The following is an 18,491-nucleotide window of genomic DNA, read 5'->3' on the forward strand; positions in this document are numbered from 1 at the left end:
GGGAACCCCCTCGGGCGACGGCGTTTCGAAGGAATTGTGCCGGTGAGTGCCGTGACGCGTCTATCGTTTACGGCGACCAATCCAGCTCCTTGAACGCGACGTCGGTGAGCTCTGCCGACCGCTCCCACAACCGGGCGGCGGTCTCGGGGTCGTATGCCTTCGCGGAGGCCTTCACCCTGGTGGGATGGCCGCGAGAGCCGCCGAAGGAGTCCGGGCCGAAGAACTCCCCACCGCGCACGTCGGGCATCGTCGCGGCGTACAACGTGGTCAGCGCACCCTGGGCGGCGGGCTGGGCGACCAGCCGGGTGACCGCGGCGCTCGCGTGCCGCACCCAGGCCCGGCGACGGGTCTGCGCGGCGGCGTTCTGCAGGTTGGTGGCGGCGTATCCGGGATGGGTGGCCACGCTGGTCAGTGGCACGCCCGCGCGGTCGGCCCGGCGCTGCAACTCGAACGTGAACAGCAGGTTGGCCAGCTTGCTCTGGCCATAGGCCCGCCATGGGCCGTACCGGTGCTCGGACATCAGGTCGTCGAAGTCGATGGCGCCCATCGCGTGCATCTGGCTGGAGACGGTGACCACCCGCGGCTCCTCCTGAGCGGCCCGAAGGGCGGGCAGCAGCAGGCCGGTCAGTGCGAAGTGGCCGAGGTGGTTGACGCCGAGCTGGCGCTCGAACCCGTCCGCGGTGAGCGCGCGCGGGAGGGCCATGATGCCCGCGTTGTTGACGAGCAGGTCGAGCGCCGGGTGCTCGGCGGTGACGTCGTCGGCGAACCCGCGCACGCTGCTCAGGTCACCCAGGTCGAGCGGGCGCAACTCGACCGCGGGGCGCGCGAGCTCGCGCCGGATCCGGGCCAGCGCGGCCTCGCCGCGCCGGGGGTCGCGGCAGGCCAGCACCACGGTGGCGCCGTACCTCGCGAGCTCGAGCGCGACGTGGTAGCCGAGGCCGGCGTTGGCTCCGGTCACCACGGCCGTGCGGCCGGTGAGGTCGGGTATCTGGTCGGCGGTCCAGGACGGGGAAGCCATGCGCTCATCATCGCGGCCGGCACCGACATCCGGCCGAACGGGGCCGACCGCGGCCGAAGGGGACCCAACGGGGGAGGAACCGCCACCAACGCGGCCCGCGGCGGTGCCCAGGTCGCGGCCGACTGGCGATGTCACGGCGATCAGGCATACTCGGGACCTGTGAAGCTCAGGAACAGTCCCGCCGGCAAGGCCTCCGACGTCGCGGTCGGCTACCTCATGCGGGCCGGCATCGACGGCGGCGGCGACCTCGCCTCGGCCAGCAAGGCCGCCGAGCGGGCGCTGGCCGCCACCGACGACCCCGAGCAGGCCATCGACCGGATCGTCGCCACGCACACCAGGCTCGCCGCGGCCGGCGGGTTCGTCACCGGTCTGGGCGGGTTTCTGACCCTTCCGGTGGCGCTCTCGGCCAACGTGGTGGGCTTCTACGTCGTGGCCACCCGGATGGTCGCGGCGATCGCCGCGGTGCGCGGCCACGACGTCAGCCACGACGCGGTCCGCACGACCGTGCTCCTCACCCTCACCGGCAACGACTCGGGCAAGGTGCTGTCCAGGGCGGGGATCGGCATGAACGGCATCGCCGCCGCCGCCCTGCAGGGAGTGTCCCCGGCGGCGTTGATGATGGTCAACAAGGCGGTGGCGTTCCGGTTGTTCGCCCAGGTCGGCCAGAAGAGCCTGGCCCGGCTCGGCCGCGCGGTGCCGGTGGTGGGCGGCGTCGTCGGCGGTGCCTTCGACGCGATGCTGATGCACCGGATCGCCTCACACGCACGGATGCACTTCCCGCAGGCCCCGCGTGAGCTGCGCGCCGACCAGTCCGCCGAGCGCGGCTGACGATCGGGTCACTCCTTCGCCGCGTCCGCGGCGAAGGAGCCGACAGCGTTCTCGGCAGAGCTGTCAGCGGAGTCGTCAGCAGATCAGGCCGCGCTTGCTGGCCGCTCCGTGTGCCGTAGGGCTCGCGCCCACCCAGCGCGGGTCGGCGGGCTCGCTCGCCCGTTGGTACCTCAGGTCGCACGAGAGGCGCACCCGGGTCGAGGTGTTGTCCAGGCTCCCGTGCAGCGTGTACATCGGGAACGTCACCACGTCGCCAGCGGCGTACTCCCCGGTGACCCAGCGCAGGCCGAGGTCGGCGCGCAGCGCCACCGGGTCGGGGGAGTAGACGCCGTTCCAGCCCCAGCGTCCCTCCCGTGCCAGTGCGGCCGCCTCCTCGTCGTTCTCGCAGAAGGCGTCGACGTCGCGGGTGTGGTAGTCCCGCCGTACGCTCTCCAGCCGGTTCGACCCCTCCAGCAGCATCAGCCCGCCGAGTCTCAGGTCGACGTCACCGAGCGGCACCCACGCGGTGAGCAGGTTCGGCGTACCGCGGTTCATGAACACGCTGTCGCCGTGCGGTGCCGTGCCCCGGCCCGGGCGGACCGCCCGCAGCCAGGTGTAGTCGTAGTGGCGTACCTGCTCGCCGAACAGCCGCTCGTACAGCCGGACCATCGCGCCCGCGTACAGCACCCGTCGCAGCGGCTTACTCGCCGTAGCCAGGTCGTCGAAGATGCGGTTGTGCTCGCCCGGACCGGGCACGGCGAGCATCGGGTCGGCTTTGGGGTCGAGGATGCCCTCGCCCGCCAGCGAGGTCGCGATGTCGCGCCGGGCGGCGAGCACCTCCTCCCGGTCGAGGTACCCGGGGAGGTACAGATAACCGTCGGTGTCCAGGCGGCGCCAGAGTTCGTCCGGGTCGTTCACCGCGTCGTAGGAACGCCGCAGCGGGCCGAGCGCGTCCGGGCTCGGTTGCAGGGTGCGGTCCTGGGCGACCAGCGGCGGTAGCTCCGCGGTCGCGAGGGTCGAGGTGGTCGAGGCGGTCGCCATGCCGGCTCCTCCGTTGGCCAAGAGACGGGCACTCCCGGACGTGCGGGTTTCCCGCCGCGGGTGCCAGCACCAGAATGGTGGGGACCGACGGCGAGCGGCAAGGCTCGGCAGCGATGCGACCGGCTGTGGTCGCGCGAGGAGGCCGGATGGGCAGGGCCCGGGTGTGTGTGCTCGGCAGCGCCAACATGGACCTGGTGGTGTTCGCCGAACGCGTACCGGAGCTGGGGGAGACGGTCGCCGGGCGGCGGTTCGTCACCGTGCCCGGCGGCAAGGGCGCCAACCAGGCCATCGCAGCCGCGCGCGCCGGCGCCGACGTCGCGATGGTCGGGTCGGTCGGCGACGACCCCTACGGCCGGGAGCTGCGTGCGGTGCTCGACGACGCCGGCGTGGACACCCGTGCGCTGGCGGAGGGGGCCGAGACCACCGGCACCGCACACATCCTGGTCGAGGACGGCGGCGACAACTCCATCGTGGTCGTACCCGGCGCGAACGGCACGGTGCACGGGCTGGCCGCCGGACTGGACGAGGCGCTGAACGGTGCGCAGCTCCTGTTGCTCCAGTTGGAGTTGCCGCTGGACGCGGTGGTCGCGGGCGCGAAGGCGGCACGGGAACGCGGTGTCAAGGTCGTCCTGACACCGGCGCCGGCTCGTCCGTTGCCGGCGGACCTGCTGACGTGTGTCGACCTGCTGGTGCCCAACGAGTCCGAGGCACGGGTGCTGTCCGGAAAGGACGACGCGGAGTCCGCCGCGCAGGCGCTGGCGGAGGTGGTGCCCGAGGTCGTGGTCACCCTCGGTGCGGAAGGAGCGCGCTGGCTGCGCCGGGACGGAGCCGGCGAGCACGTGCCCTCACCGTCGGTGCGGGTGCGCGACACCACCGCGGCCGGCGACACCTTCGTGGGGACACTGGCGGTCGCACTCGGCGAGGGCCGGCCGATGGAGCAGGCCCTGCGGTGGGCGACCGCCGCGGCCGCGTTGTCGGTGGGGCAGGAGGGCGCGAGCACCTCCATGCCGACCCGGGCGCGGATCGAGGACTTCGGTGCCGAGACGTTCGGGGCCGGGACGTTCGGGGCCGGGACGTTCGGGGCCGGGACGTTCGGGGCCGGGACGTTCGGCGCCGACGAACCCCTTGACGGCGAGGCGTCCGGGCGGTGACCCGGAGCTCTCAGGCCCGGGCTCAGGCTCAGGCCCGGCCGCGGACGACCAGCCCGTCCAGCAGGTCCTGGGTAGCCCGGGCGACCGCCTCGACCGCCGCGTCGAAGGCCTCGGCGTTGTGCGCGGCCGGGGCGCGGAACCCGGAGATCTTCCGGACGTACTGCAGCGCGGCGGCGTGCACGTCGGTGGGCGTGGCGGTCTCGACGTACGGCGCCCGCAGGGTCTTGATGCTTCGGCACATCGGCTTCTCCTCGTACTCGACACCGATCAGTCAACCACCGACCACCCCCGGAGCCGGAGTCTGGCCCGGCCGCCGGCGACGGGCGGTTGCGGCATGAGTACCGGCGACGACCCGTACGACCCGCGCGATCCGGATGATCCGCGCGTCACCCCGCCACTGCTGGACTTCGTACTGGCGAACGCGCAGATCCGGGCCGTCGGAGCCATGGGTTCCCGGCAGGTCCGGGACAACGGCTACACGCTGGTACGGCGCACGGTGCCCGACTACAACCTGATCTTCCTGCGGCAGGGCAGGGTGACCTGGGTCCTCGGCGACGAACCCGTTCCGCTGGCCGCCGGTGACCTGCTGGTGGTCCCACCCGGCGTGCCGCACCACGCCACGCCGGTGAGCCGGCACGTGGTGATCGGCTCGCTGCACGTGGAGGCCACGCTGGCCGGCGGCCAGGACGTGTTCGACCTGCTGCGCCCACCTCGCGTGCGGACGGTGCGGCCCGGTACCCGGCTGGCCGCGCACCTGCGCTCGGCGGTGGCCGAGTGGGACCGCGACGCCCGGCTGACCCGGCTCACGCTGCCGGCCTGGGCGCAGCTGGTCACCCTGGAACTTCTGGTGCACGACGCCGAACTCGGTCTGCTGCGGCCCCGCCCGGTCGACCCGGTGGTGGCCTGGGTGCTGGACGAGCTCACCGAACGGATCGGCCGGCGGACCACGCTGGACGACCTGGCCGGCAGGTTCGGGTTCAGCGGGCAGCACCTGAACCGTGTCTTCGGCCGGGTGCTCGGCGTCACGCCGCTGCAGTACCTCACCCGGCTCCGGCTTGACCGGGCCGCCGCGATGCTGACCGACCGGCAGCTGACGATCAGGGCGGTGGCCCGGGAGGTCGGCTACGACGACCCGTACTACTTCAGCCGGGCGTTCCGGGCGAGGTTCGGCCGCAGCCCGTCGGAGTACCGCCGTCACCTCGACCCGGTGAGCCACTCCGGCTGAGCCGGCCGGGGCTGGTCGAGGTTCAGATTGTCCAGCCCGGCGTTCACCGCCTCCATTCCGTCCCGCGTGATGCGGACCTAGCGTGAGCGCAGTGCCGGAGAACCGGAACGAAGCCAAGGAGTGCAATGACTGACCTGGCCACCACGGTCACCGCCGAGCAGTGGGACTTCTACGAGGAGAACGGCTACGTCGTCCTCGGCCGCGTCCTGTCCGACGACGACCTGTCGGGACTGAGCGACCGCATCGACGACATCATGCTCGGCCGGGCCGCCATCGACTACGACCGGCTGCTCATGCAACTCGACAGCCGCAACGGCGCGTATGCCGACGCCGGCAAGCAGTCCAAGGGCTGGAAGGGCGCGACGCTGGACTACCGCAAGATCCAGGACCTCGAGTTCGACCCGCTGTTCCTGTCGTACCTTCGGCGGCCGTTGTTCGAGGAGCTCTGCCGGCAGACCTACGGCGACGCGCCGGTCTCGGCGTTCCGGGCGATGTTCATGAACAAGCCGGCCCGCCAGGGCACCTTCCTTCCCTGGCACCAGGACCGCTGGGCGTTCCTCGACCGCGACCCGCTGATCACCGTGTGGACCGCGCTCGACCCGGCGACGGTCGCCAACGGTTGCGTCCAGGTGATCCCGGGCAGCCACAAGCTCGGCCTGATCAACCCCGAGCACGGGTCCGGCTTCCTCACCGAGGACCAGGCGAAGGAGCACTGCCTGCCGGAGAAGGTGCACCACCTCGAACTCCAGCCCGGCGAGGCCGTCCTGCTGCACAACTGGCTGGTGCACTCCTCCGACGTCAACGCCACCGACATCCCGCGGCGGGCGTTCAGCGTCTGCTACATGGACGCGCGGACCCAGCACACGAAGGGGCGCGAGGAGTACTCCCTGGTGTTCGGCGAGGGCGCGCTGACCCCGGAGGATCTGAAGCCCGGCAGCCCGGTCGCCACCGGCTGAGTCCCGCCACCGCCACGCGCGTCCCGCCGACCGGGGCCGTCACAGGTCCCGGACGGACACGCGGACGAACCTGATGCGTTCGTACGCCGACCGCTCGCCCGCCTCGTGCAGCACCCCGGCCTCGGCGCCGCGCCGTCGGTCGGGGCCGCTGCCGAGGTCGGCGAGGTCGGAGTACGCCGCCGGCCCGGGCCACACCACCAGCGAGCGTGCCCAGGTGTGGCCCGCGTCGGCGCTCACCCGCAAAGTGAGGTTGCGCCGCTCGCGTACGTCGTCCGGGCCGGCGAACACCAGCAAAGCCGCCCGTCCGCCCGTTCGGTCGTTGCTGCTGTTGTTGTTGTTGTCGTCGGCGTAGTCGTCGCCTGCTGTGTCGAGGACCGGGTTCGGGCACGCCAGCACCGAGCACTGCACGACCGGGGCGACCAGGCCGGCCACCGGGGCGTACGGCCGGTCGAACTCCTCCCCGCCGGACGAACTCCACGCGTGCGCCCGGGTCGCCGCGCGGGAAGTGCCCTGACCGGCCTGGTTGCGGGTGGCGGCGTAGACCCTGCCGTCGGGGAGTTCGGCGACGGCGGTCTCGTTCGGCCTGATCTCCTCACCGGCCGAGCCGCCGGGACTACCGGGGTCGACCGCGCCGATCCGCCACGACCGGCCGCCGTCGTCGCTGAGCAGCAGGTGCCCGCCGTAGCCGGTGCCGGGCGCGGAGTGGTTCGCGGGCACGACCAGTCGGCCGGTGAACGGCCTCGACCGCAGCGTCACCCCGTGCCCAGGTCCGGTGGCGTACCACCGCCAGTCCGGTCGCTTCGTCGTCTCGGTGACGTCGACGGGTGCGCTCCACGTGCGGCCGGCGTCGGTGCTGCGCTGAACGCGTACCCGGCGCCCCTCGTGCGGCCCGACCCGGCCGGCGAGGATCCGCTCCTCGCTCGCGTCCGCGGCCGCGCAGGTGCTGAGCACGACGACGTCACCGGTGGCCGGATCCACCACCGGGCTGGGGTTTCCGACCGTGAGGTCGCGGCCGGTGCCGACGACCGTCAGCGGATCCCACGTGCGGCCCCCGTCGGCCGACCGGCGGAGTACGAGGTCGATCCGGCCGGCGTCGCCGGTACTGTCCCGCCGTCCCTCGGCGAACGCCAGCAGCGTCCCGTCGCCCGCGAGCAGGAGCGCCGGGATCCGGAACGTGTGGTAGCCGTGGGTCCCGGCCTCGAACACCGTCGCTTCCTCCAACACCGTGGCATCCACCGTGTTCGTCCCCGTCAGCACAGGCCGGCGCGTTCGAGGTGGCCGAGGACGGTGGCCCTCTCGGTGTCGTTCAGCCCGATCATCGGCCGGCTCGTGGTGCCGGAGGTGATCACGCCGCGGTGGACGAGTGCGGACTTGAACGCCCCGATCGCGGAGGAGTACCGCCCCATCCGCGCCGGGTCGCCGGCACCGATCATCGCGAACAGCGCCCGGAGGCGTTCCTGCTCCGCGGTGGCGGCCGCCCAGTCGCCGCGGCGGGCCGCGTCGTACAGCCGGACGTACCCGTGCGGGTCGACGTTGCCCAGTCCGGGGACGATGCCGGCCCCGCCGGCCAGCAGGGCGAGGTCGGCGTGGGTCTCCGAGCCGGTGAACGCCACGAACCCCGGCACCCGCGCGGTGGCGGCGCACGCGGCCCGGAACCCGTCGACGTCACCGCTGGAGTCCTTCAGCCCGGCCAGTACGCCGTCCGCGGCGAGTTCGGCCACCAGGTCGGTGGGCAGTTTGGTGTGCACCGCACTCGGGATGTCGTACGCCAGCAGCGGTAGGTCCACCGCCTCGCGGACGGACCGGAAGTGGACCGCGATCTCGGCCGGATGGGTCGGTGCGTAGAACGGCGCGGTGGCAACCAGAGCGTCGGCGCCGAGCCGGGCCGCGGTGCGGGCGTGGCCGAGCACCCGGTCGGTGCTCAGGTCGATGGTGCCGGCGACCACCGGGACCTGACCGGCGACGATGCCCACGACCGCGGCCAGCACGCGGGCGCGGCGGTCGTCGGTGAGGTAGGCCGTCTCGCCGGTCGACCCGCCCACGAACAGGCCGGCCACGCCGCCGTCGAGCAGGAAGCCGCAGAGGCGTTCGAGGGAGGAGAGGTCGAGTTCGCGGTCGGGGGTGAGCGGGGTGCACACGGGCGGGATGACGCCGCCCGTGACCGGTCGAGCCGACTGTGCGGGCCGGATCGAGGCGGGCTGGACAGGCGAGGACTGGATGGGTGAGGGCTGGGCGGGCACGGGACTCCTATGGACATAGGACGTGGGATGTCTGGACGGCCGAGCGCTACGCTAGCCGAGGTTCGTTTCGATCCGAAAGGCGTGTACTCCATGGCGGACAGTGGCCGGCGCAGGCACCTGGAGGAACGCATCGTCGACCTGATTCTCGAGCGGGGCCTCCCGGCCGGCTCACCGCTCCCGGCCGAACCCGCGTTGGTCGACACGCTGGGCGCGAGCCGCAACTCCGTGCGCGAGGCCCTGCGCGCGTTGCACACGCTGGGCATCGTGGACATCCGGCACGGCTACGGCACGTTCGTGGGAAGCGCGCCGCTGACCGCGGTGACGCCCGGCCTGCTGTTCCGTACGCGGCTGCGCGTGCGCGACGACCCCGGCGCACTCGCCGACCTGGTGGAGGTCCGCGAACTCCTCGAGCTCGGCCTGATCGAGCAGGCCGCCACCAGGGTCGACGAGGCCCGGCTCGCGTCCCTGGACCGCGCGGTGGAGGCGATGGCCGAGGGTGATCTCGCCGCCGCCGACCGCCGCTTCCACGAGGTGCTGTACGCATCGGTGGCCAACGAGCTCGCCACCCAGCTGATCTCGGTCTTCTGGGACATCTATCACCAGGTGGCCGAAGAGCTGGAACAGTCGCCGGTCGACCGGGTCCGGGTGGTCCAGGGGCACCGCCGGGTGGTGGAGGCGCTCCGTTCGGGCGACCCGGCGCAGGCCCGGCAGGCGCTGCTGAACCACTTCGCCGACCTGCGCGAACGCGTCCGGCGGCTGGTGACGGCGAGCGCCGAGCCTCGCTGACCCCACGGGCCGGTGGAAGCGCGGATCCGGCGCCGCCCTCCGGTCCGACCGGCCGGCCCTCGGCAGCCGCCCGAGGTGGGGCGACGGTCCGGGCAACTGGCACGATGTGGCCGTGCCCCGATCCCTCGACGAACTCCGCGACCTCCTCGACCTCGAGAAGATCGAGGACAACCTCTTCCGCGGCCGGCAGCCCGAAACCAGGCTCCAGCGAGTGTTCGGCGGCCAGGTCGCCGGCCAGGCCCTGGTGGCGGCCAGCCGGACCATGGGACCCGACCGGGCGGTGCACTCGCTGCACGCGTACTTCCTGCGCCCGGGCGACACCAGCGTCCCGATCGTCTACGACGTCGAGTGCACCCGCGACGGCCGGTCGTTCAGCACCCGCCGGGTGGTGGCCCGCCAGCACGGCCGGACGATCTTCTACATGAGCGCGTCCTTCCATGTTCCCGAGCCCGGCTACGAGCACCAGGACGCCATGCCCGACGTGCCCGACCCGGAGCGGTGCCCGACCCTGGGTGAGGTGCTGGAGAAGGTGTCCGGCCGGCCAAGCGCCGCCTGGGCGGAGGAGTGGGCAGCGCTGGACGTGCGGTACGCCGGGGACTCCGCGCGTGGCGGCGTACCCGCCGACCCCGAGCACCCGGCCCGCGCCCGGGTGTGGCTGCGGGCCGCGGGCACCCTGCCGGACGACCCGGTGCTGCACAGTTGTGTGCTCGCGTACGCCAGCGACCTCACCCTGCTCGGCGCCACGCTGGTGCCGCACGGCACCCACATCGGCGCACCAGACCTGCAGACGGTGTCGCTGGACCACGCGATCTGGTTCCACCGCGACTTCCGGGCCGACGACTGGCTGCTCTACGACCAGGTCTCCCCGTCGGCCGCGGACTCCCGTGGCCTGGCCACCGGGCGGTTGTTCACCCAGGACGGATCACTGGTCGCCTCCGTGGTCCAGGAGGGGTTGATCCGGCAGGTTCCGCGTAGGGAAAAGTAGGACCCATGATTGTGGCCTTCAGCATCAGTCCCACCAGCGGAGCCGACGACGGCAGCGTGAGCGAGGCGGTCGCCGAGGCCGTCCGGGTCGTCCGCGAGTCCGGGCTGCCGAACGAGACCAACGCGATGTTCACCAACATCGAGGGGGAGTGGGACGAGGTGATGGCGGTGGTCAAGCGGGCGGTCGACGTGGTGGCCGCGACCTCGCCGCGGGTCGGCCTGGTCCTCAAGGCCGACATCCGTCCCGGCCACACCGGCGAGCTCACCGGCAAGGTCGAACGCGTCGAGCGACTGCTCGCCGACTGACCCGAACCTACGCTACGCGCGGGCTACGCGTCGAGCACCAGGACGTACTCCGCGACCTCCGCTGCCCGGCCGTTGGCGAATCCCCGGTCCTGCCCGCACACGCGGAACCCGCACCGCTCCAGCACCTGCAGCGAGGCGGCGTTGTCCTGCACCGCGCGGGCGTGCAGAGGCCGGATCGTCACCTCGGCCAGGAACTCCCGCAGCGCGCGGGTCGCGACACCGCGGCCCCAGTGCTCGCGGCCGAGCCAGTACGTGACCTCGGTGTTGCCGGCGTAGTCGAAGCTCGCCACGTGCCCCGCGACCTGCCCGTCGGCGAGGACCGTCCGCACAGTGCCGGTCGGGTGGGTCCGGATGCGCTGCCAGCGAGCTTCGAACCCGTCGCGGTCACTGGGGTCGGCCGGGGTGAACGCCGCCATCTGGATGGCTTCGGGGTCCTGCAGGTGGGCGAAGAAGAACGGCAGGTCGGCGTCCTCGACGGTACGCAACCGAACGTCTGGTGGCGTCATGCCGGCCGGCCCTCCGTACGTCGTTGTGCCTGCTCGCCCTCGGCGTCGCTGTCCCCGGCGTCGTCGGGTTCGTCGCGTTCGACCGGCTCGGACGGGTCGCGCAGCGGCCGCAGACCGGCCACGAGTTCGGCCACCCGGTCCGGCAGCACCAGCCGGGCCCGGACCGCGCCGGAGGCCAGCCGACGGGTGAGTCCGTCCAGCGGCAGCTCGCCGTTGGAGGCCAGCAACAGCACGTTGCCGTACCTGCGGCCGCGCAACTGCGACGGCTCGGCGATCAGCGCCACGTGTGCGAACACCTCCCGCAGGGTGGCCGCCTCGGCGCGGGCGTGCCGTTGCTCGGTGCGGTCGGCGACGTTGGCGACGTACACCCCCGAAGGTTCCAGCACCCTCACCAGCTCGTACGCGAACTCCAGCGTGGTCAGGTGGCCGGGCACCCGGTTGCCGGTGAACGCGTCCCGGATCACCACGTCCTGGGAGCCGTCCCGCAGGGACGCAAGGCCTGCCCGGGCGTCGCCGGTGCGCACCCGGATGCCGCGGTCGCGTACCAGCCCGAAGCCCTCCCGCACCAGGTCGACCAGAGCGCCGTCGATCTCGAACACCACCTGCCGCGAACCGGGCCTGGTGGCGGTGACGTAGCGGGCGAGGGTGCAGCCGGCCCCGCCGAGGTGGGCGACCCGCAGGGGCCCCGGCGGCAGGTGGTCGAGGATGTCGCCGGTCCAGCGGACGTACTCGAAGTCCAGCCGGGTCGGATCGCCGAGATGGACGTAGGAGCTCGGGACGCCGTTGACGATCACGAACCAACCACCCGGGTCGCCCGGGTCGGCGGTGAGGATGACCTCGCCGGTGTCGATGGGGTGGGTCCCTGCGGGGACGGCGGGCTGGGCGGAACCGGCCGGGCCGCGGTTGGTGGCACGCCGGGTCCGGGCGGGTGGTCGGCGGTCGGGCACACCTCAGCCTCGCACGCCGGTCGGCGGCTCGCTGGAGCGGGCCGCGACAGGCGCCGGTGTTCGAACGCAAGCCGACCTTGACAGCGCCGCCGGACGGTTACGATCGCGCCATGGGCAGGATCTGCGTCCTGGACGCGCCGTCCAACCTCGGTCTGGCGATGCCCGCACCCGGTGTCGTTCCCGGCTGCTACAAGCTGGCCGGAGCCCTGCGCGACAACGGCCTGGTGGCCCGCAGCCGCGCCACCGACGTCGGTTGTGTCGTTCCCCCGCGTTACGACGCCGCGGGCTGGGAGCCCGGTGACGGAGTGATCAACGCCGCGGCCATCGCCGACTTCACCCGCCGCCTGGCCGACCGGGTGAGCGTACGCCTGGCCGACGGCGACTTCCTCGTCGTGCTCGGCGGCGACTGCAGCATCCTGCTGGGTCCCGCGCTCGCCCTGCGCCGGCACGGCCGGCACGGCCTGGTGTTCGTCGACGGCCACTCCGACTTCCGCCACCTGGGCGGCGACGCGGACTACGTGGGAACCGCCGCGGGAGAGGACCTCGCGCTGGTGACCGGGCGGGGGCAGGACGACCTGGCCGACATCGACGGCCTGGCGCCGTACGTCCGCGACCGGGACGCCGTGGTGCTCGGGATCCGCGACAATGACGTCCACCTCGGCGAGCTGGCCGACCTCGGGGTGCCGGTCCGGACCGCCCTCGCCATCCGGGCCGAGGGCGCCCGCCGGATCGCCAGCCAGACGGTGCGCTACCTGCGCGAACTCGACGGTTTCTGGGTGCACGTCGACGCCGACGTTCTCGACCCGTTGGTGATGCCGGCGGTCGACTCGCCCTGCCCGGGCGGGCTGGAGCACGCAGAGCTTGCCGCGCTGCTCGGTCCCATGCTGGCCGACCCGCGCTGTCGCGGCCTGGACGTCACGGTCTTCGACCCCGATCTCGACCCCGGCGGCACCCTCGCCGCCAGGTTCACCGAGACGATGGTGGAGGCGCTCGCGGGCCGGGTGCAGGCACAGGACTGAAACCGTCCGCCGTGGGACACTGCCGGTAGCCGATCAGCGGAGGTGGGCCACGTGGCCGGCAAGGGAAAGTTCAGCAGGACCGTGATCAACTACGCCGTGAAGTACGGCCCGCTGGCCTACGAGGCGGTCAAGCACGGACGCGAACCCGCCCAGCGCGCCGTCACCAACGCGCTCGCCCGCCAGGGCAACCGCCGGCAGGCCCTGCGGCACGCCGGAACCGTCGTCGACGGCTCGGTGCTCCGGGTCTTCCACCGGGGCGAGCAGGTGTGGGTGGTGTTCGCGAGAGATGCTCCGATCGCTGCCTATCCGGGCGTCGACCGGCCGCTGCCCGAGCTCCTCGAGCACGCCGACCTGAACCAACGAGTCCGGCCGGGTGAGGAGCCGGCGAAGCGACTGCCCACCGGGCTGCCCGTACGCGTGCCGGACGCCGTACGCAAACTGCTTCCGCGCCGGCGCGGCTGACACCCGGCGGCTCGCAACGCGCCGACACCCGCTGCCGGCCGGCCCGTCAGCAGTCGGCCCGTCAGTAGTCGGCCCGTCAGTAGTCGGGCCGTCAGTAGTCGGGCCGGCGGCGCATCCGCTTGACGTCGCTCTGCCGCTTCTTCGACGAGAGCCGGCGCTCCACCGAGCCGCGGGACGGGCGGGTACGCCGGCGTGCCTTCGGCGGGGGCGCGAGTGCCTGCTCCAGCAGCATCCCCAGCCGGGCCAGCGCCGCGCGCCGGTTGGCCAGCTGGGACCGGTGCTCGGACGCGGTGACGGTGAGGACGCCGTCCACCAGCCGGTCACCGAGCCGGGCCGTGGCGCGTGCTCGGGCCGTCTCGCTCAGCGCGGGCGACCGCGCCAGGTCGAACGACACGCTCGACCGGGAGTCGGTGGTGTTGACTCCCTGCCCGCCGGGACCGCCGGCTCGGGAGAACCGCCAGGTCAGCTCGCCCGGGTCGAGGTCGAGCGGTCCTACCCGCAGGGAGCCCGGCGCCATCAGCGTTCCCTCAGTTCGTCGCCGTCGAGGAGGCGGTGGCGGCCGTGACAGCGGCCATCGTGGCGGCGTTCACCGCGGCGACCGCCTTCTTCACCGCGTCCGCGGCCCAGGCACCTTCGGAGATCTCCCTGGCCCGCCGCCGGACCGCGCGCCGGTCGGGGGCGTCGACGACCTTCGGCACGACGTCGATCGCCGCCAGCAGCGACACCAGCGCACCGGTCCGGGCGTCCGGGGTGAGGCCCTGGACCAGCACGCCCGACAACGTGGCGCGCACGGAGTTCTCGTGCGAGGAGTCCTCGGCGGGCCAGCGCGTGGTCGGGAAGATCCCGAGCACCCGGCCCTTCTCCTGCCGGAGTACGCCACGGTCGGCGAGGCCTGCCAGCAGGCGTTCCCGCAGGCCCTTGGCGAGTTTGCCGAGGACGTTCGCGGGCTTGCTGCCCTCCCGGTCGTCCAGGATCGACAGGCCCCGGTCGAGGACCGGCTCGCCCGTCGGGCTCTCGTCGCGTACGACCAGCCGTCCCTTGCGCACGTCCTCGCCCGGACCCGCGACGTCGACCTTCCCCCGCAGCGTCAGCTCGAGCAGGACCGCGCCGGCGAGGGCGTGGTCGAGTTTGGTGCCGTCGGTCACCGGCCGTCCGGTGCTGTCGTCCAGGAGCAACAGCAGCAGGTCCTCCGCCAGGAGCATGGTCAGGCCCCCCGTCTGGGTCGTGATGGGTAGTGCCGGCTCGCGGTCAGTGCCGGTTCGTGACCAGTCGTGCTGATCGAGTCAGGGTCGCCCCCAGCATAGGAGGTGCGGTGGCCACCACCGGTAGCTCGCCGTCGGGCCGTCAGGCGGGCGTGGAAGACTCCGCGGACATGGGATACAACGCTGCCGACGACCGTTACGACACGATGCAGTACCGCCGCTCCGGTGCGAGCGGCCTGCACCTGCCTGCCGTCTCACTCGGGCTGTGGCACAACTTCGGTGACGACGTGCCGCTGGAACGGCAGCAGGGCATCCTCAGGCGGGCCTTCGACCTCGGGATCAACCACTTCGACCTGGCCAACAACTACGGCCCGCCGGCAGGGTCGGCCGAGCTCAACTTCGGGAAGCTGTTCAAGCAGGACTTCACGCCCTATCGCGACGAACTCGTCATCTCCACCAAGGCGGGCTACCTCATGTGGCCGGGCCCGTACGGCGAGTGGGGATCGCGCAAGTACCTCCTCGCCAGCCTGGACCAGAGCCTTTCGCGGATGGGCCTGGACTACGTCGACGTCTTCTACTCTCACCGGTTCGACCCGGAGACTCCGCTGGAGGAGACGATGGGCGCGCTGGACACGGCGGTGCGCCAGGGCAAGGCGTTGTACGCCGGGATCTCGTCGTACTCCCCGGAGGACACCCGCAGGGCCGCCGCGATCCTCGCGGACCTCGGCACGCCGCTGCTCATCCACCAGCCCTCCTACAGCATGCTCAACCGCTGGATCGAGGAGGCGCTGCTGGACTCGCTGGAGGAGGCCGGGTCGGGCTGCATCGCCTTCTCCCCGCTGGCGCAGGGGATGCTCACCGACAAGTACCTCAACGGCATTCCGGAGGGCTCGCGGGCCTCGCAGGGCAAGTCGCTGTCACCGGACCAGCTGTCGGAGAAGAACCTCGGCCACATCCGCGCCCTGAACGCGATCGCTCAGCGCCGGGGCCAGTCGCTGGCCCAGATGGCGTTGGCGTGGGCACTGCGCGACCCGAGGATGACGTCGGTCCTCGTCGGTGCGAGCAGCATCGGCCAGCTCGAGGACAACGTGGCCGCGCTGAACCGGCTCGATTTCACCGAGGCCGAGCTGGACGAGATCGACAAGCACGCGGTGGAGGCCGGGATCAACCTGTGGGCGAGGTCCAGCCGGATCGAGACCTCCTGACCGGTGTTTCTCAGGGAGGATTCGGGGTCGGCTCGGGGATGTCGCCGAAGCGCCTGGGTCTGCTGCCGGGCATAGGCTGTGCGACAGGGAGGTAACCATGCTTCGGATCCTGTTGATCATCGCGATCGTCTGGCTGGTACTCAGCATCCTCGGCTTCCTGGTCAAGGGCCTGCTGTGGTTGGGCTTCGTCGCCCTCGTGCTGTTCCTCGCCACGGCTGCGTGGGGGTGGGTCAAGCGCAACTCCGCAAGCTGACGTGAGCGCGAGGACCACCTGAAGGCTCAGCGGACGCGGTAGGAGGTGCCCGCCGTCACGGGTGGCACCCAGGCGGCGTACGGACGCGGTGGTGACGACATCTGGTCGTTGCCACCGCGTCGTCGCGTTCACTGTCCTCCACCGTCCGTCCTTCACGGTCCGACTTCCGCGGCCCGCGTTCCGTCCTCCGTGGCCGCGCCGCGGCCACGGAGCGAACCGGTGCGCAGGCCGGAGTTGACGTTCCTTTGCCATCGTCGCCCTAGCGTCCTGAGCTCAGGCACCGGCATCGGTCCGGTTCGACGCGAACCCCGAGGGCTCTCGTCCGTACGAGCTCCGTGGGTTCTTCTCGCCGGCGCGTGACGCCGGCAGGTCCAATGGGGGGACAATCCAGATGCGACTTCGGTCGACCGTGGCCGCCTTCGTGGCGGCGCTGAGTGTGGCGATGACGGGCGTGGCGGTGCTGAGCGCCCCGGGGCCGTTCGTGGGCAGCGCGGACGCGGCCACCGTGATCCGCTTCGGCAAGATCCAGTACGACTCGCCCGGCACCGACAACCGCAGCAACAAGAGCCTGAACGCGGAGTACGTCGTGGTCCGCAACATCGGTACGACCTCGGTCAACCTGCGCGGGTGGACGGTGCGCGACGCGCAGCGCCACGTGTACACCTTCGGCAGCTTCACGCTGAAGCGAGGCACCTCGGTCACCCTGCACACCGGGCAAGGCACCAACACCGCGAGCCACCGCTACTGGGGTTCGCGTGCCTACATCTGGAACAACACCGGCGACACGGCCACGTTGCGGTCGGGTTCGGGCGCGACCCAGGACACCTGCCGCTGGACCCGGAGCGGCAGCGGCGCGACCAACTGCTGACGCCCGTCACGAACGTCTGCCCGCCGGTTCACCGCCCGGCGGGCAGACTCTTTTCCAGCTCGGTTTCCAGCTCCGCTTGGGGTTTCGGCTTACGGCTCGACGCCGTCGGTCTGGAAGCCGATGGTCGCGCTGGCCCGGCGTACCGCGCCGACCGGGTCGTGCGGCACCACCTCGTCGAGGAACGCGTAGTCCTTGGCGACGTCACCGAGGCCCGGCACCCGCTTGGCCACCTGCCACCAGCCGGCGATGTCGGCCCAGCCCGGCGCCGACAGCGAGCCGCCGAAGTGCTGTACGGACAGCGCGGCGCACAGGTTGGCGAACCGCAGCCGGTGCAGCAACGGCCAGCCGGCCAGCGTGGAGGTGACGAACCCCGCGGCGAAGACGTCGCCGGCGCCGGTCGCGTCCATGGCCTCCACCGGCAGCGCGGGCACGTCGGCGTGTTCCCCGGTCTCGTTGTCGACCGCCAGCGCACCCTTGCTGCCCCGGGTGACCACCGCCACCGGGACCAGGTCGCCGAGCTTGGCGAGGGCGGCCTCGGGGGTGTCGGTGCGGGTGTAGGCGAGGGCCTCCGGCGTGTTGGGCATGAACGCGTAGCAGGCGTTGAGGCGCTCCAGCAGCTCCTGCGACCACTGCTCGGTCGGGTCCCAGCCGGTGTCGGCGAAGACCCTGGTGCCCTCGGCGGCCGCCTTGCGGGTCCAGTCCTCCATCTCCGGGGCGAGGTCGACGAAGCAGGCCCGGCTGCGCGGCAGCCCGCTGTGGGCGATCATCTCGTCGGCGGACAGCGGCGGCTCGTGCGCGTGGGTGATCAGGCTGCGGTCGGCCTGGTAGGCGAGGGACACCGTGACCGGCGAGTGCCAGTGGGGGAACTCCCGCGACGCCGTCAGGTCGACGTCCTCCTGCTGCTCGAGGGTGCGCCGGCAGAACGTGCCGTACACGTCGTGACCGAACGCCGCGGCGAGGGAGGTGCGCAGCCCGAGCCGGGACAGCGCGATCGCGAGGTTGGCGACGCCTCCGGGGGAGCAGCCCATGCCGTCGGTGTAGATCTCGGTTCCGCTGGTGGGCGGGCCGGCCAGGCCGGTGAAGATGATGTCGAGGAACACCGTGCCGGACAGGAAGACGTCGAACGGCGGGTCGTCGGGGCGGCGTACGGCGGCCAGCGGGTCGTGAGCCGGCCCTCGGCCGACGACCCGGCCCAGCTCCCACGGGGTGGTCGGGCCGTTGGGGCCGGTGGGGTGGGTGGCCGCGTCCGGACCCGGCCTGCCTTCCGCCGTGTCCATGGGTGTCTCCCTCGTTCTTCTCCGGGCGTTCTTCTCCGCGCAAACGGATGTGGGGACTTACCGTAGCGCGCGAACCGGCGGCGCCGGCTGTCCGGGGGCGGTCAGTCGTACGGATGTCAGGACAATGTTCGGGGCCCGCGGGAGTTCCGGCGCCGGTCGCATGGCCGCGCGGACATGGTCGTGCCCCGGACGACCGGGTCGTCCGGGGCACGGGGGCCAGGGCTGCTTCGAGCCGTGG

General features: G+C 72.4%; 22 protein-coding genes. 12 read left to right on the forward strand and 10 right to left on the reverse strand.

Annotated elements, in window-relative coordinates; translation table 11 throughout:
- Positions 1 to 67: 67 nt before the first annotated feature.
- Positions 68 to 1,018: an oxidoreductase gene (locus F4554_RS13830; protein WP_179787759.1), complete on the reverse strand. Its 951-nt coding sequence runs from the start codon at positions 1,016 to 1,018 to the stop codon at positions 68 to 70.
- A 159-nt stretch (positions 1,019 to 1,177) separates the two neighbouring features.
- Here F4554_RS13830 and F4554_RS13835 point away from each other — a divergent pair, with 159 nt between their 5' ends.
- A complete protein-coding gene (locus tag F4554_RS13835; protein ID WP_337796028.1) occupies positions 1,178 to 1,846 on the forward strand; it encodes an EcsC family protein in 669 nt (222 codons plus the stop codon).
- A 75-nt stretch (positions 1,847 to 1,921) separates the two neighbouring features.
- Here the strand turns inward: F4554_RS13835 and F4554_RS13840 are convergent, their stop codons facing one another.
- The gene (locus tag F4554_RS13840) at positions 1,922 to 2,866 is read right to left on the reverse strand and encodes a phytanoyl-CoA dioxygenase family protein (protein WP_179787760.1); all 945 of its coding nucleotides are present in this window, start codon (positions 2,864 to 2,866) and stop codon (positions 1,922 to 1,924) included.
- Between the two features lie 146 nt (positions 2,867 to 3,012).
- On the opposite strand from F4554_RS13840, the gene rbsK reads away from it, so the two are divergent.
- Positions 3,013 to 4,017 (forward strand): ribokinase, encoded by a 1,005-nt coding sequence (gene rbsK, locus F4554_RS13845; RefSeq protein ID WP_179787761.1) that lies wholly within the window; start codon positions 3,013 to 3,015, stop codon positions 4,015 to 4,017.
- Positions 4,018 to 4,045: 28 nt separating this feature from the next.
- On the opposite strand, the gene F4554_RS13850 is transcribed toward rbsK, so the two are convergent.
- Positions 4,046 to 4,258, reverse strand: a complete 213-nt coding sequence (locus F4554_RS13850; protein WP_179787762.1) for a DUF2277 domain-containing protein — start codon at positions 4,256 to 4,258, stop codon at positions 4,046 to 4,048.
- A gap of 93 nt (positions 4,259 to 4,351) precedes the next feature.
- On the opposite strand from F4554_RS13850, the gene F4554_RS13855 reads away from it, so the two are divergent.
- The gene (locus F4554_RS13855; protein ID WP_179787763.1) at positions 4,352 to 5,242 is read left to right on the forward strand and encodes a helix-turn-helix transcriptional regulator; all 891 of its coding nucleotides are present in this window, start codon (positions 4,352 to 4,354) and stop codon (positions 5,240 to 5,242) included.
- A 125-nt stretch (positions 5,243 to 5,367) separates the two neighbouring features.
- Positions 5,368 to 6,198 carry a phytanoyl-CoA dioxygenase family protein gene (locus F4554_RS13860; protein ID WP_179787764.1) on the forward strand — a complete coding sequence of 277 codons (831 nt, stop codon included), beginning with the start codon at positions 5,368 to 5,370 and terminating at the stop codon, positions 6,196 to 6,198.
- 39 nt (positions 6,199 to 6,237) lie between these two features.
- On the opposite strand, the gene F4554_RS13865 is transcribed toward F4554_RS13860, so the two are convergent.
- Both F4554_RS13865 and F4554_RS13870 read right to left on the reverse strand, forming a co-directional pair.
- Positions 6,238 to 7,422: an exo-alpha-sialidase gene (locus F4554_RS13865; protein ID WP_179787766.1), complete on the reverse strand. Its 1,185-nt coding sequence runs from the start codon at positions 7,420 to 7,422 to the stop codon at positions 6,238 to 6,240.
- A gap of 26 nt (positions 7,423 to 7,448) precedes the next feature.
- Positions 7,449 to 8,438 (reverse strand): dihydrodipicolinate synthase family protein, encoded by a 990-nt coding sequence (locus F4554_RS13870; RefSeq protein WP_337796029.1) that lies wholly within the window; start codon positions 8,436 to 8,438, stop codon positions 7,449 to 7,451.
- A 90-nt stretch (positions 8,439 to 8,528) separates the two neighbouring features.
- Between F4554_RS13870 and F4554_RS13875 the strand changes: the two genes are divergently transcribed.
- The 3 genes from F4554_RS13875 to F4554_RS13885 all read left to right on the forward strand — a co-directional run bounded on the left by F4554_RS13875 (position 8,529) and on the right by F4554_RS13885 (position 10,514).
- A complete protein-coding gene (locus F4554_RS13875) occupies positions 8,529 to 9,224 on the forward strand; it encodes a FadR/GntR family transcriptional regulator (protein WP_179787767.1) in 696 nt (231 codons plus the stop codon).
- 112 nt (positions 9,225 to 9,336) lie between these two features.
- Positions 9,337 to 10,209, forward strand: a complete 873-nt coding sequence (gene tesB, locus F4554_RS13880) for an acyl-CoA thioesterase II (protein WP_179787768.1) — start codon at positions 9,337 to 9,339, stop codon at positions 10,207 to 10,209.
- A gap of 5 nt (positions 10,210 to 10,214) precedes the next feature.
- The gene (locus tag F4554_RS13885; protein ID WP_092655575.1) at positions 10,215 to 10,514 is read left to right on the forward strand and encodes a thiamine-binding protein; all 300 of its coding nucleotides are present in this window, start codon (positions 10,215 to 10,217) and stop codon (positions 10,512 to 10,514) included.
- 23 nt (positions 10,515 to 10,537) lie between these two features.
- On the opposite strand, the gene F4554_RS13890 is transcribed toward F4554_RS13885, so the two are convergent.
- Positions 10,538 to 11,020, reverse strand: coding sequence for a GNAT family N-acetyltransferase (locus tag F4554_RS13890; RefSeq protein WP_179787769.1), 483 nt, complete (start codon positions 11,018 to 11,020; stop codon positions 10,538 to 10,540).
- Positions 11,017 to 11,967: a spermidine synthase gene (locus F4554_RS13895; protein ID WP_337796030.1), complete on the reverse strand. Its 951-nt coding sequence runs from the start codon at positions 11,965 to 11,967 to the stop codon at positions 11,017 to 11,019. The genes F4554_RS13890 and F4554_RS13895 overlap by 4 nt, the downstream gene beginning before the upstream one ends.
- Positions 11,968 to 12,077: 110 nt before the next feature.
- Here F4554_RS13895 and F4554_RS13900 point away from each other — a divergent pair, with 110 nt between their 5' ends.
- Together F4554_RS13900 and F4554_RS13905 are read left to right on the forward strand one after the other, a co-directional pair.
- Entirely contained in the window at positions 12,078 to 12,986 is a 909-nt protein-coding gene (locus tag F4554_RS13900) for an arginase family protein (protein ID WP_179787770.1), read from the forward strand.
- A gap of 51 nt (positions 12,987 to 13,037) precedes the next feature.
- Positions 13,038 to 13,448 (forward strand): hypothetical protein, encoded by a 411-nt coding sequence (locus F4554_RS13905; protein ID WP_179787771.1) that lies wholly within the window; start codon positions 13,038 to 13,040, stop codon positions 13,446 to 13,448.
- A gap of 91 nt (positions 13,449 to 13,539) precedes the next feature.
- On the opposite strand, the gene arfB is transcribed toward F4554_RS13905, so the two are convergent.
- Both arfB and F4554_RS13915 read right to left on the reverse strand, forming a co-directional pair.
- Positions 13,540 to 13,965 carry an alternative ribosome rescue aminoacyl-tRNA hydrolase ArfB gene (arfB, locus tag F4554_RS13910; protein ID WP_179787772.1) on the reverse strand — a complete coding sequence of 142 codons (426 nt, stop codon included), beginning with the start codon at positions 13,963 to 13,965 and terminating at the stop codon, positions 13,540 to 13,542.
- Between the two features lie 10 nt (positions 13,966 to 13,975).
- Positions 13,976 to 14,650, reverse strand: coding sequence for a GOLPH3/VPS74 family protein (locus tag F4554_RS13915; protein WP_179787773.1), 675 nt, complete (start codon positions 14,648 to 14,650; stop codon positions 13,976 to 13,978).
- Between the two features lie 170 nt (positions 14,651 to 14,820).
- Here F4554_RS13915 and mgrA point away from each other — a divergent pair, with 170 nt between their 5' ends.
- From mgrA to F4554_RS13930, 3 genes are all read left to right on the forward strand, one after another.
- Positions 14,821 to 15,855, forward strand: a complete 1,035-nt coding sequence (gene mgrA, locus F4554_RS13920; protein WP_179787774.1) for an L-glyceraldehyde 3-phosphate reductase — start codon at positions 14,821 to 14,823, stop codon at positions 15,853 to 15,855.
- A gap of 97 nt (positions 15,856 to 15,952) precedes the next feature.
- A complete protein-coding gene (locus tag F4554_RS13925; RefSeq protein ID WP_175542530.1) occupies positions 15,953 to 16,108 on the forward strand; it encodes a hypothetical protein in 156 nt (51 codons plus the stop codon).
- A 391-nt stretch (positions 16,109 to 16,499) separates the two neighbouring features.
- A complete protein-coding gene (locus tag F4554_RS13930) occupies positions 16,500 to 16,976 on the forward strand; it encodes a lamin tail domain-containing protein (RefSeq protein ID WP_179787775.1) in 477 nt (158 codons plus the stop codon).
- A gap of 89 nt (positions 16,977 to 17,065) precedes the next feature.
- Here the strand turns inward: F4554_RS13930 and F4554_RS13935 are convergent, their stop codons facing one another.
- Positions 17,066 to 18,253 (reverse strand): carbohydrate kinase family protein, encoded by a 1,188-nt coding sequence (locus tag F4554_RS13935; RefSeq protein ID WP_179787776.1) that lies wholly within the window; start codon positions 18,251 to 18,253, stop codon positions 17,066 to 17,068.
- Between the last annotated feature and the right edge of the window lie 238 nt (positions 18,254 to 18,491).

Origin of the sequence: Actinopolymorpha rutila, from assembly GCF_013407855.1 — a bacterium.
Taxonomy (GTDB): domain Bacteria; phylum Actinomycetota; class Actinomycetes; order Propionibacteriales; family Actinopolymorphaceae; genus Actinopolymorpha; species Actinopolymorpha rutila.